Annotated in this window: 11 protein-coding genes, 4 tRNA genes and 1 rRNA gene; all 16 read left to right on the top strand. The window is 55.5% G+C overall.

The window, feature by feature from the left end; all coding sequences use genetic code 11:
• Window positions 1–6: 6 nt before the first annotated feature.
• Window positions 7–122, top strand: a 5S ribosomal RNA gene (gene rrf, locus F8N21_RS15560).
• A gap of 215 nt (window positions 123–337) precedes the next feature.
• Window positions 338–1,297, top strand: a complete 960-nt coding sequence (birA, locus tag F8N21_RS15555) for a bifunctional biotin--[acetyl-CoA-carboxylase] ligase/biotin operon repressor BirA (protein WP_150642955.1) — start codon at window positions 338–340, stop codon at window positions 1,295–1,297.
• A complete protein-coding gene (locus tag F8N21_RS15550; RefSeq protein ID WP_150642954.1) occupies window positions 1,287–2,036 on the top strand; it encodes a pantothenate kinase in 750 nt (249 codons plus the stop codon). Before birA ends, F8N21_RS15550 begins: the two co-directional genes overlap by 11 nt.
• A gap of 7 nt (window positions 2,037–2,043) precedes the next feature.
• A complete protein-coding gene (locus tag F8N21_RS15545) occupies window positions 2,044–2,490 on the top strand; it encodes a hypothetical protein (protein ID WP_150642953.1) in 447 nt (148 codons plus the stop codon).
• Window positions 2,491–2,632: 142 nt separating this feature from the next.
• Window positions 2,633–2,717 (top strand) — tRNA-Tyr (locus F8N21_RS15540).
• A 23-nt stretch (window positions 2,718–2,740) separates the two neighbouring features.
• Window positions 2,741–2,814: transfer RNA gene (locus F8N21_RS15535), tRNA-Gly, on the top strand.
• A gap of 26 nt (window positions 2,815–2,840) precedes the next feature.
• Window positions 2,841–2,916 (top strand) — tRNA-Thr (locus tag F8N21_RS15530).
• A gap of 84 nt (window positions 2,917–3,000) precedes the next feature.
• Window positions 3,001–4,194 (top strand): elongation factor Tu, encoded by a 1,194-nt coding sequence (gene tuf, locus F8N21_RS15525; protein WP_150642952.1) that lies wholly within the window; start codon window positions 3,001–3,003, stop codon window positions 4,192–4,194.
• Window positions 4,195–4,248: 54 nt separating this feature from the next.
• A tRNA-Trp gene (locus tag F8N21_RS15520) sits at window positions 4,249–4,324 on the top strand.
• A 45-nt stretch (window positions 4,325–4,369) separates the two neighbouring features.
• A complete protein-coding gene (secE, locus tag F8N21_RS15515) occupies window positions 4,370–4,738 on the top strand; it encodes a preprotein translocase subunit SecE (RefSeq protein ID WP_150642951.1) in 369 nt (122 codons plus the stop codon).
• A 9-nt stretch (window positions 4,739–4,747) separates the two neighbouring features.
• Window positions 4,748–5,281: a transcription termination/antitermination protein NusG gene (nusG, locus tag F8N21_RS15510; RefSeq protein ID WP_150642950.1), complete on the top strand. Its 534-nt coding sequence runs from the start codon at window positions 4,748–4,750 to the stop codon at window positions 5,279–5,281.
• Between the two features lie 118 nt (window positions 5,282–5,399).
• The gene (gene rplK / locus F8N21_RS15505) at window positions 5,400–5,831 is read left to right on the top strand and encodes a 50S ribosomal protein L11 (protein WP_003210097.1); all 432 of its coding nucleotides are present in this window, start codon (window positions 5,400–5,402) and stop codon (window positions 5,829–5,831) included.
• Window positions 5,831–6,526, top strand: coding sequence for a 50S ribosomal protein L1 (rplA, locus tag F8N21_RS15500; protein ID WP_150642949.1), 696 nt, complete (start codon window positions 5,831–5,833; stop codon window positions 6,524–6,526). The genes rplK and rplA overlap by 1 nt, the downstream gene beginning before the upstream one ends.
• 198 nt (window positions 6,527–6,724) lie before the next feature.
• Entirely contained in the window at window positions 6,725–7,225 is a 501-nt protein-coding gene (rplJ, locus tag F8N21_RS15495; protein ID WP_150642948.1) for a 50S ribosomal protein L10, read from the top strand.
• An 80-nt stretch (window positions 7,226–7,305) separates the two neighbouring features.
• Complete coding sequence (gene rplL, locus F8N21_RS15490) at window positions 7,306–7,671, top strand: 50S ribosomal protein L7/L12 (RefSeq protein ID WP_150642947.1); 366 nt, start codon at window positions 7,306–7,308, stop codon at window positions 7,669–7,671.
• Between the two features lie 220 nt (window positions 7,672–7,891).
• A complete protein-coding gene (rpoB, locus tag F8N21_RS15485) occupies window positions 7,892–11,965 on the top strand; it encodes a DNA-directed RNA polymerase subunit beta (protein ID WP_150642946.1) in 4,074 nt (1,357 codons plus the stop codon).
• Window positions 11,966–11,968: the final 3 nt, after the last annotated feature.

Raw genomic sequence — 11,968 nt, 5'->3', positions numbered from 1 at the left:
GAATTTCTTGACGACCATAGAGCATTGGAACCACCTGATCCCATCCCGAACTCAGCAGTGAAACGATGCATCGCCGATGGTAGTGTGGGGTTTCCCCATGTGAGAGTAGGTCATCGTCAAGATTAAATTCCGAAACCCCTATCTGCGTATGCAGGTAGGGGTTTTGTTTTTGCGCGCGATTTGTAGGAGCAGCCGGTCGACGCTCGATTGCTCGCGATAGCGATTTCGAGATCGCCATCCCTCGCTTGCTGCTTGCAACTGCTTCAGTTCTTGCGGCTTGTAGCTTGCAGCTCGAGTCATCGCTATCATGCGTGCCTTATTGTGAGGCGAGACTTGCATGCTGACGTTGTTGAAGCTTCTGAAGGATGGCCGATTCCATTCCGGGCAGGCGCTCGGTGCTGCTTTGGGCATCAGTCGCAGTGCTGTGTGGAAGCAACTGCAGCAGCTGGAAATTGAGCTGGGTTTGTCCATTCATAAGGTCCGTGGCCGCGGTTATCAGCTGGCCGCGCCACTTACGTTGCTGAGTGCTGCCGAAATCAGCGAGCATTCGGCCGCTTGTGCCTGGCCTGTTCTGGTCTTTGATTCCATCGATTCCACTAATGCACAAGCCTTGCGCTCCATAGAGCGCGGGATGGCCCCGCCGTTCCTGGTGTTGGCCGAGCGGCAGACTGCCGGCCGGGGTCGACGTGGTCGCAAGTGGGTAAGTCCGTTTGCCGAAAATGTCTATTACAGCCTGGTGCTGCGCATTGAGGGTGGGATGCGCCAACTGGAGGGGCTCAGCCTGGTTGTAGGGTTGGCGGTAATGCGCACCCTGCAAGAGTTGGGGATCTCTGGTGCGGGTTTGAAGTGGCCGAATGATGTCCTGGTCGGTCAAAAGAAAATCGCCGGGATTTTGCTGGAATTGGTCGGGGACCCGGCGGATGTCTGTCATGTCGTGCTGGGTGTCGGGATTAATGTGAATATGCAGATGACCGAAGAAGTCGATCAGCAATGGACGTCAGTACGGCTCGAGACGGGCAAGGCCTTTGATCGCAACCTGCTGGTGGCTCACTTGGGAGACATGCTCCAGGCCTATTTGATTCGCCATCAGGAGTCAGGATTTGCGGCTATCCAGGCGGAATGGGAGCAGAACCATCTGTGGCAAGGACGCGCGGTTTCCTTGATTGCTGGAGTTAACCGGATTGATGGCGTTGTAATGGGTATCAATCGGCAAGGCGCACTGCGCTTGAAGGTAGGCGATGTGGAAAAAGTCTTCAGTGGTGGTGAGCTCAGTCTGAGGTTGCGTAATGATTCTTGAGCTTGACTGCGGTAACAGCTTCATCAAATGGCGCGTGCTTCATGCTGGTGCCGCTCGTATGTTTGCCGAGGGCGTGGTTGATTCGGATCTTGCCTTGCTGGAAAGCTTGCATGGGCTTGATGGCCTGGCTCTCAAGCACTGTAGGCTGGTCAGTGTCCGGACTAACGAAGAAACCGCTGTGCTGGTGTCTTCGTTGGTCGAGGAGTTTGGCGTATCTATTGCGCGCGCGCTGCCGGCTCGTGAGATGGCAGGGGTTCGTAATGGCTACGAGGATTACGAAAGGCTGGGACTGGATCGCTGGCTCGCGATGCTCGGAGGCTTCCACCTCGCCTCTGGAGCCTGCCTGGTGCTCGATTTCGGAACCGCGGTGACAGCGGACTTCATTGCTGCCGACGGTGAGCACCTGGGAGGCTTCATCTGTCCGGGAATGCCGCTGATGCGCAATCAGTTGCGCACCCATACGCGGCGAATCCGCTATGACGACCTGGCGGCCGAGCGTGCCCTGGAAAAACTGGTTCCGGGTGTTACAACGGTTGAGGCGGTCGAGCGCGGATGCTCGTTGATGCTCAGGGGGTTTGTCCTGACTCAGCTGGAGTTGGCGCGCAGCTACTGGGGTGAGGATTTTGTGGTGTTTCTCACGGGTGGTGATGCGGGTCTGGTGTCCGAGGTAGTGCCTGGGGCCAGGGTTGTTCCGGATCTTGTATTTGTCGGCTTGGCTATGGCGTGTCCTTTGTCTTGAGGTTCTTATGCGTTGGTTGTTTCTATTGTTGCTGGTTCTCAATGGGGTCTATTACGTCTGGCATCAACAGGAAGCACCCTTGCGAGCGAAGGACGTGACGCCGCTGGCCCTGTATCGCGGTTCGCAGCAGGATATCCGCTTGCTGACGGAGTCGGACGATGCTCTGGCAAAGCTTAACAAGGCCAAGGCGGCCGGCGCGGACAGCAATTGCCTGTATGTCGGAGGGTTTGCTCGTCAGGAGAAGGTCCGGGAGCTTGAGCAGCGCTTGAGCGGGCTTGATATCAGGACTCGGCCACAGCAGCCGGCACGCGCAGACGACAGCGGTTTTTGGTTGCGCGTGGCGCCGGAAAGCCGGCATTTGGCCAATGATCTGCTGCTGCAAAACCTTGCTAAAGAATTCAATGAGTTAAAACATAAAATAATGCCGTGCGAAGGCATTGCAACTGTCGAATAGTTTGCATAGAATGGCGCCCGCTTCGCAGTGAAGACCTTTAGCGGTCAACGGTGCAAAGCGAGGTCAACGCAGCTAACCTCAGGTTTTTAATGAGAAAATGCTTGACAGAAGGGCAGCATGATATAGAATGCTGCCTCGCTTAGGAGGGGTTCCCGAGCGGCCAAAGGGATCAGACTGTAAATCTGACGTCTACGACTTCGAAGGTTCGAATCCTTCCCCCTCCACCAATTTAGCGCGAGCTGAAAGCTCCGCGGGTATAGTTTAGTGGTAGAACCTCAGCCTTCCAAGCTGATGATGCGGGTTCGATTCCCGCTACCCGCTCCAGGTTTTCAGGTTGTGCAATGTGTTTCGCTCTTGTAGCTCAGTTGGTAGAGCACACCCTTGGTAAGGGTGAGGTCAGCGGTTCAAATCCGCTCAAGAGCTCCATATAACAAGGCAGATATGAAAATATCTGCCTTTGTTTTAATGGGTAGTGTGACTTGCTTAATTCTTCTCCTGAGGGTGATTTCGATGGCTAAGGAAAAGTTCGAACGTAAAAAGCCGCACGTTAACGTTGGTACCATTGGTCACGTCGACCACGGTAAAACCACCCTGACTGCAGCTCTGACTCGCGTTTGTTCCGAAGTTTTCGGTAGTGCGAAGGTTGACTTCGACAAAATCGATAGCGCCCCGGAAGAGAAAGCTCGTGGCATTACCATCAACACCGCTCACGTTGAATACGATTCGGCCGTGCGTCACTACGCACACGTCGACTGCCCAGGTCACGCTGACTATGTGAAGAACATGATCACCGGTGCTGCGCAGATGGATGGTGCGATTCTGGTTTGCTCGGCCGCTGATGGTCCGATGCCGCAAACCCGTGAGCACATTCTGTTGTCGCGTCAGGTAGGTGTTCCGTACATCGTTGTCTTCCTGAACAAGGCTGACATGGTTGATGATGCCGAGCTGCTCGAACTGGTTGAAATGGAAGTGCGCGATCTGCTGAGCACTTACGATTTCCCGGGTGACGACACTCCGATCATCATCGGCTCCGCGCTGATGGCTCTGAACGGCCAGGACGATAACGAAATGGGCACCAGTGCCGTTCGTAAGCTGGTCGAGACTCTGGATAGCTACATTCCAGAGCCGGTTCGCGCTATCGACAAGCCGTTCCTGATGCCGATCGAAGATGTGTTCTCGATCTCCGGTCGTGGCACTGTGGTAACCGGTCGTATCGAGCGTGGCATTGTAAAGATTCAGGAAGAGATCGAAATTGTCGGTCTGCGTGACACCATCAAGACCACCTGTACGGGTGTCGAGATGTTCCGCAAGCTGCTCGACGAAGGTCGTGCAGGCGAAAACTGCGGTGTGTTGCTGCGCGGCACCAAGCGTGACGATGTCGAGCGCGGCCAGGTACTGGTCAAGCCGGGTAGCGTCAAGCCGCATACCAAGTTCGTTGCTGAAGTTTATGTTCTGAGCAAGGAAGAAGGCGGGCGTCATACTCCGTTCTTCAAGGGCTACCGTCCACAGTTCTACTTCCGTACGACTGATGTGACTGGTAACTGTGAGCTGCCAGAAGGCGTTGAGATGGTAATGCCAGGTGATAACGTTCAGATGACCGTTACCCTGATCAAGACCATCGCAATGGAAGATGGCCTGCGTTTCGCCATTCGCGAGGGCGGTCGTACCGTCGGTGCGGGTGTCGTGGCAAAAGTTATCGAGTAAGTTGTTGAAGTATCTCTGTCGGGCCGACATAATGGTCGGCCTGATTTTGTTTTTAGGTCAGTAGCTCAATTGGCAGAGCGACGGTCTCCAAAACCGTAGGTTGGGGGTTCGATTCCCTCCTGACCTGCCAGATTCACTCGGTGTGTCTGGCTTTCTTTTCACAGGATTTTTTTAGATGACTCCCAAGGCTGAAGCTCAAGGTTCTCGCTTCGATCTACTCAAGTGGCTTGTAGTGGTCGCTTTGGTGGTTGTTGGTGTTGTGGGTAATCAGTATTACTCATCTTCGCCGATCCTGTATCGTGTACTCGCTTTGCTTGTCATTGCGGCTGTAGCTGCTTTTGTAGGCCTGCAGACTGCCAAGGGCAAGTCTTTCTTTGTACTCGCTAAGGAAGCTCGCACCGAAATCCGTAAAGTCGTATGGCCAACTCGCCAAGAAACCACGCAGACCACGTTGATTGTAGTGGCTGTTGTCCTGGTTATGGCGTTGCTGTTGTGGGGGCTCGATTCCCTGCTCGGCTGGCTTGTTTCCTTGATTGTTGGCTAAGGGTGTCCCGTGGCTAAGCGTTGGTACGTTGTGCATGCTTACTCGGGTTACGAGAAGCATGTCATGCGCTCGTTGATGGAGCGTGTAAAGCTGGCTGGCATGGAAGAAGGCTTCGGCGAAATTCTGGTTCCCACTGAAGAAGTGGTTGAAATGCGTAATGGCCAGAAGCGCAAAAGCGAACGCAAGTTCTTCCCAGGTTATGTGCTGGTACAGATGGATATGAATGAGGGTACTTGGCACTTGGTCAAGGACACTCCTCGCGTCATGGGCTTCATCGGCGGTACCGCTGACAAGCCTGCGGCCATCACCGACAAAGAGGCGGAAGCAATTCTGCGTCGCGTTGCTGACGGTAGCGACAAGCCGAAACCGAAAACGCTGTTCGAGCCGGGTGAAGTGGTACGTGTCACCGACGGTCCGTTTGCCGATTTCAATGGCACGGTCGAAGAAGTTAACTACGAAAAGAGCCGGATCCAAGTGGCTGTGCTTATTTTCGGTCGCTCTACTCCGGTAGAGCTAGAGTTCAGTCAGGTCGAAAAGGCATAACTGAACAAGCATCCCATACCCCGCAGCCTAAGGCTGTGGGGTTTTGTCGTCACTGGGATAAACGCGCAAGTAACCGGGGAGCCTTTCGAGGCGTTCGAACCCGTAATTGGAGTGCCTCATGGCCAAGAAGATTACCGCTTACATCAAGCTGCAAGTGAAGGCCGCTCAGGCTAACCCAAGCCCACCTGTTGGTCCTGCTCTGGGTCAGCACGGCGTGAACATCATGGAATTCTGCAAGGCTTTCAACGCCCGTACTCAGGGTATTGAGCCAGGTCTGCCGACTCCAGTGATCATCACTGTCTACAGCGACCGTAGCTTCACTTTCGAAACGAAAAGCACCCCGGCTTCGGTTCTGCTGAAGAAGGCTGCTGGTTTGACTAGCGGTTCCGCTCGTCCGAACACCGTTAAGGTTGGCACTGTGACTCGTGCTCAGCTGGAAGAAATCGCGAAAACCAAAAACGCGGATCTGACTGCAGCTGATATGGATGCAGCCGTGCGTACTATCGCCGGTTCTGCTCGTAGCATGGGCCTTAACGTGGAGGGTGTGTAATGGCTAAGCTGACCAAGCGCCAAAAGGCTATCGCCGGCAAAATCGAAGCAGGCAAGGCCTACAACTTTGTAGACGCCGCTGCACTGCTGACCGAGCTGTCGACTGTCAAGTTCAGCGAATCGGTTGATATCGCTGTAAACCTGGGTGTTGACCCGCGTAAATCCGACCAGGTCGTTCGTAGCGCTACTGTGCTGCCACACGGCACTGGCAAGACCGTTCGCGTTGCTGTGTTCACCCAGGGCCCAGCTGCTGAAGCAGCTCTGGCCGCCGGCGCTGATCGCGTAGGCATGGACGACCTGGCTGCCGAAATGAAAGGCGGCGACCTGAACTATGACGTCGTTATCGCATCCCCGGATGCAATGCGCGTTGTCGGTCAGTTGGGTCAGATCCTCGGTCCACGTGGCCTGATGCCTAACCCGAAAGTCGGCACCGTGACTCCGGACGTCGCTACCGCGGTTAAAAATGCCAAGGCTGGTCAGGTTCGTTATCGCACCGACAAAAACGGCATCATTCACACTTCCGTTGGCAAGGTCGGTTTCGACGCCGTCAAGCTGAAGGAAAACGTTGAAGCCCTGATCGCTGATCTGAAGCGTATCAAGCCAGCTTCTTCGAAAGGTATCTACGTCAAGCGCGTTACCCTGAGCACCACTATGGGCCCAGGTCTGGTCATCGACCAAGGCTCGCTGGACGTATAAGACACAGGTTGGCGCAAGCGATTGCGCCAATTGAAAGATTGGGGTCCCTGCCTGGCGGGGGCTATCCAAGACCGTAGGCGACGCGAGTCTTAAACCTCAAGCCTACGCAGATGGTGCTCCCGGTTCCTTACCGAATCAGACACCAAAACGACATCCGGCTTCGGTTGGATGAAACGGTAACAAGCAGGAGTTTTTCCCGTGGCAATTAAACTTGAAGACAAGAAGGCCATCGTCGCTGAAGTCAACAAGGCTGCCCAAGTTGCTCTGTCCGCTGTCGTGGCTGATGCCCGTGGCGTAACAGTAGGCGCTATGACCGGACTCCGTAAAGAGGCTCGTGAAGCTGGCGTTTACGTACGTGTTGTACGTAACACCCTGCTAAAACGCGCTGTTGCTGGCACTCAATATGACGTGCTCAACACCGTGTTCACCGGCCCGACCTTGATTGCATTCTCCAACGAACACCCCGGCGCTGCTGCCCGTTTGTTCAAGGAATTTGCCAAAGGTCAGGATAAGTTCGAGATCAAGGCAGCTGCGTTCGAGGGTAACTACCTCGCGGCTAACCAGATCGACGTACTGGCAACTCTGCCGACCCGTGACGAAGCAATTTCTCAGCTGATGAGCGTGATTCAAGGCGCTACCAGCAAGTTGGCTCGTACTCTGGCGGCTCTTCGCGACCAGAAAGAAGCTGCCGCAGCCTGAGGCTGAGCGACTCCTTTCAGCGTTTATTGTTTATTTCGATGGCCGCGTAGGCCGTCACCCCAATACAGGAATTTATAGTCATGTCTCTGACTAACGACCAAATCATCGAAGCAATCGGCGAAAAATCCGTTCTGGAAATCGTTGAGCTGATCAAGGCCATGGAAGAGAAGTTCGGCGTTTCCGCTGCCGCTGCTTCCGCCGGTCCAGCTGCCGTTGCTGCCGTTGTTGAAGAACAAACTGAATTCAACGTCATGCTGACCGAAACTGGCGAGAAGAAAGTTAACGTGATCAAGGCTGTACGTGAACTGACCGGTCTGGGCTTGAAAGAAGCCAAGGCTGTAGTTGACGGCGCTCCTGGCATCGTTCTGGAAGGCGTATCGAAAGATGCCGCTGACAAAGCCAAGGCTGCCTTGGAAGAAGCAGGCGCTAAAGTCGAGCTGAAGTAAGCATCGACTTTGCGTTTCCAGCCCAAGCGATAAGCGGAAGGCTGATGGCTGGTGGCTCTTGCCACCGGCCTTTTTCCGTTATTGGCAATCGACTCGGTCGTCGCCTCTAACGCGCTGTAACCACCCGATGCGGTGGCGCAAACCATGGGGTTTGCAAGATTTTCTGGCTGCTCCCGTCGGGAGGGGCCAAACAAGCAGGTGACCAAGCTGGGGAACGCTGATGGCTTACTCATATACTGAGAAAAAACGTATCCGCAAGGACTTTAGCAAGTTGCCGGACGTCATGGATGTGCCGTATCTCCTGGCAATCCAGCTGGATTCGTATCGTGAATTCTTGCAGGCGGGAGCGACTAAAGATCAGTTCCGCGACGTGGGCCTGCATGCGGCCTTCAAATCCGTTTTCCCGATCATCAGCTACTCCGGCAATGCTGCGCTGGAGTACGTCGGTTATCGCCTGGGCGAACCGGCATTTGATGTGAAAGAATGCGTGCTGCGCGGTGTCACGTACGCCGTACCTTTGCGGGTAAAAGTCCGTCTGATCATTTTCGACAAAGAATCGTCGAACAAAGCGATCAAGGACATCAAAGAGCAAGAAGTCTACATGGGTGAAATCCCCCTGATGACTGAGAACGGCACCTTTGTAATCAACGGTACCGAGCGCGTAATCGTTTCCCAGTTGCACCGTTCCCCGGGCGTGTTCTTCGACCACGACCGCGGCAAGACGCACAGCTCCGGTAAACTGCTGTACTCCGCGCGTATCATCCCTTACCGCGGTTCGTGGCTGGACTTCGAGTTCGACCCGAAAGACTGCGTGTTCGTGCGTATCGACCGTCGTCGCAAGCTGCCTGCATCGGTGCTGCTGCGTGCGCTCGGCTACACCACTGAACAAGTGCTCGACGCGTTCTACACCACCAACGTTTTCCATGTGAGCGGTGAAACCCTCAACCTGGAACTGGTGCCTCAGCGCCTGCGTGGCGAGATCGCTGTCATCGACATCCTCGATGACAAAGGCAAGGTTATTGTCGAGCAGGGTCGTCGTATCACCGCTCGCCACATCAACCAGCTGGAAAAAGCCGGGATCAAAGAGTTGGTTATGCCCCTGGAATACGTTCTGGGTCGCACTACCGCCAAGGTCATCGTGCATCCGGCAACCGGCGAAATCCTGGCTGAGTGCAATACCGAGCTGAACACCGAGATCCTGGCAAAAATCGCCAAGGCTCAGGTCGTTCGCATCGAGACGCTGTACACCAACGATATCGACTGCGGTCCGTTCGTCTCCGACACGCTGAAGATCGACTCCACCAGCAACCAATTGGAAGCGCTGGTCGAGATCTATCGCATGATGCGTCCTGGCGAGCCACCAACCAAAGACGCCGCCGAAACCCTGTTCAACAACCTGTTCTTCAGCCCTGAGCGCTATGACCTGTCTGCGGTCGGCCGGATGAAGTTCAACCGTCGTATCGGTCGTACCGAGATCGAAGGTTCGGGCGTGTTGTGCAAGGAAGACATCGTCGCGGTTCTGAAGACTCTGGTCGACATCCGTAACGGTAAAGGCATCGTCGATGACATCGACCACCTGGGTAACCGTCGTGTTCGCTGCGTAGGCGAAATGGCCGAGAACCAGTTCCGCGTTGGCCTGGTACGTGTTGAGCGTGCGGTCAAAGAGCGTCTGTCGATGGCTGAAAGCGAAGGCCTGATGCCGCAAGACCTGATCAACGCCAAGCCTGTGGCTGCGGCGGTGAAAGAGTTCTTCGGTTCCAGCCAGCTTTCCCAGTTCATGGACCAGAACAACCCGCTGTCCGAGATCACCCACAAGCGTCGTGTTTCTGCACTCGGCCCTGGCGGTTTGACTCGTGAGCGCGCCGGCTTCGAAGTTCGTGACGTACACCCGACTCACTACGGTCGTGTATGCCCGATTGAAACGCCGGAAGGTCCGAACATCGGTCTGATCAACTCCCTGGCCGCCTATGCGCGTACCAACCAGTACGGCTTCCTCGAAAGCCCGTACCGTGTGGTGAAAGACGCTCTGGTCACCGACGAGATCGTGTTCCTGTCCGCCATCGAAGAAGCCGATCACGTGATCGCTCAGGCTTCGGCCACGATGAACGACAAGAAAATGCTGATCGACGAACTGGTAGCTGTTCGTCACTTGAACGAGTTCACCGTCAAGGCGCCGGAAGACGTCACCTTGATGGACGTTTCGCCGAAACAGGTTGTTTCGGTGGCTGCGTCGCTGATCCCGTTCCTCGAGCACGATGACGCCAACCGTGCGTTGATGGGTTCGAACATGCAGCGTCAGGCTGTACCGACCCTGCGTGCCGACAAGCCGCTGGTCGGTACCGGCATGGAGCGTAACGTTGCCCGTGACTCCGGCGTTTGCGTCGTGGCTCGTCGTGGCGGTGTGATCGATTCCGTCGATGCCAGCCGTATCGTGGTTCGTGTTGCTGATGACGAAGTTGAAACCGGCGAAGCTGGTGTCGACATCTACAACCTGACCAAGTACACCCGCTCCAACCAGAACACCTGCATCAACCAGCGTCCGCTGGTTCGCAAGGGTGATCGGGTTCAGCGCAGCGACATCATGGCGGATGGTCCATCCACCGACATGGGTGAGCTGGCTTTGGGTCAGAACATGCGCATCGCGTTCATGGCCTGGAACGGTTACAACTTCGAAGACTCCATCTGCCTGTCCGAACGTGTTGTTCAGGAAGATCGCTTCACCACGATCCACATCCAGGAACTGACCTGTGTGGCGCGTGACACCAAGCTTGGGCCAGAGGAAATCACTGCAGACATCCCGAACGTGGGTGAAGCTGCACTGAACAAGCTGGACGAAGCCGGTATCGTTTACGTAGGTGCTGAAGTTGGCGCAGGCGACATTCTGGTCGGTAAGGTCACTCCGAAAGGCGAGACCCAGCTGACTCCGGAAGAAAAGCTGTTGCGTGCCATCTTCGGTGAAAAAGCCAGCGACGTTAAAGACACCTCCCTGCGCGTGCCTACCGGCACCAAGGGTACCGTCATCGACGTACAGGTCTTCACCCGCGACGGCGTCGAGCGTGATGCTCGTGCACTGTCGATCGAGAAGACTCAGCTCGACGAGATCCGCAAGGATCTGAACGAAGAGTTCCGTATCGTTGAAGGCGCGACTTTCGAACGTCTGCGTTCCGCTCTGGTCGGCCGCAAAGCCGAAGGCGGCGCCGGCCTGAAGAAAGGTCAGGAAATCACCGACGAAGTTCTCGACGGTCTTGAGCATGGTCAGTGGTTCAAACTGCGCATGGCTGAAGATGCGTTGAACGAGCAGCTCGAGAAGGCTCAGGCCTACATCATTGATCGCCGCCGTCTGCTGGACGACAAGTTCGAAGACAAGAAGCGCAAACTGCAGCAGGGCGATGACCTGGCTCCAGGCGTGCTGAAAATCGTCAAGGTTTACCTGGCAATCCGTCGTCGCATCCAGCCGGGCGACAAGATGGCCGGTCGTCACGGTAACAAAGGTGTGGTCTCCGTGATCATGCCGGTTGAAGACATGCCGCACGATGCCAATGGCACCCCGGTCGACGTCGTCCTCAACCCGTTGGGCGTACCTTCGCGTATGAACGTTGGTCAGATCCTTGAAACCCACCTGGGCCTCGCGGCCAAAGGTCTGGGCGAGAAGATCAACCGCATGATCGAAGAGCAGCGTAAAGTTGCCGATCTGCGCAAGTTCCTGCACGAGATCTACAACGAGATCGGCGGTCGCAACGAAGATCTGGACAGCTTCTCCGACCAGGAAATCCTGGATCTGGCGAAGAACCTGCGTGGCGGCGTTCCAATGGCCACTCCAGTGTTCGACGGTGCCAAGGAAAGCGAAATCAAGGCCATGCTGAAACTGGCGGACCTGCCAGAAAGCGGCCAGATGCAGCTGACCGACGGCCGTACCGGCAACAAGTTCGAGCGCCCGGTTACTGTTGGCTACATGTACATGCTGAAGCTGAACCACTTGGTAGACGACAAGATGCACGCTCGTTCTACCGGTTCGTACAGCCTGGTTACCCAGCAGCCGCTGGGTGGTAAGGCGCAGTTCGGTGGTCAGCGTTTCGGGGAGATGGAGGTCTGGGCACTGGAAGCATACGGTGCTGCATACACTCTGCAAGAAATGCTCACAGTGAAGTCGGACGATGTGAACGGCCGGACCAAGATGTACAAAAACATCGTGGACGGCGATCACCGTATGGAGCCGGGCATGCCCGAGTCCTTCAACGTGTTGATCAAGGAAATTCGTTCCCTCGGCATCGATATCGATCTGGAAACCGAATAACAC

The sequence above is a fragment of the Pseudomonas fluorescens genome (genome assembly GCF_902497895.1).
Lineage (GTDB): Bacteria > Pseudomonadota > Gammaproteobacteria > Pseudomonadales > Pseudomonadaceae > Aquipseudomonas > Aquipseudomonas fluorescens_BP.
This window is presented reverse-complemented; position numbering and strand designations above follow the sequence as displayed.

Coding starts and splice junctions, on each gene's coding strand:
- F8N21_RS15545 (WP_150642953.1), top strand. CDS start 2,044: ATGCGTTGGTTGTTTCTATTGTTGCTGGTTCTCAATGGGGTCTATTAC.
- rplL (WP_150642947.1), top strand. CDS start 7,306: ATGTCTCTGACTAACGACCAAATCATCGAAGCAATCGGCGAAAAATCC.
- rplA (WP_150642949.1), top strand. CDS start 5,831: ATGGCTAAGCTGACCAAGCGCCAAAAGGCTATCGCCGGCAAAATCGAA.
- secE (WP_150642951.1), top strand. CDS start 4,370: ATGACTCCCAAGGCTGAAGCTCAAGGTTCTCGCTTCGATCTACTCAAG.
- tuf (WP_150642952.1), top strand. CDS start 3,001: ATGGCTAAGGAAAAGTTCGAACGTAAAAAGCCGCACGTTAACGTTGGT.
- rpoB (WP_150642946.1), top strand. CDS start 7,892: ATGGCTTACTCATATACTGAGAAAAAACGTATCCGCAAGGACTTTAGC.
- rplK (WP_003210097.1), top strand. CDS start 5,400: ATGGCCAAGAAGATTACCGCTTACATCAAGCTGCAAGTGAAGGCCGCT.
- birA (WP_150642955.1), top strand. CDS start 338: ATGCTGACGTTGTTGAAGCTTCTGAAGGATGGCCGATTCCATTCCGGG.
- F8N21_RS15550 (WP_150642954.1), top strand. CDS start 1,287: ATGATTCTTGAGCTTGACTGCGGTAACAGCTTCATCAAATGGCGCGTG.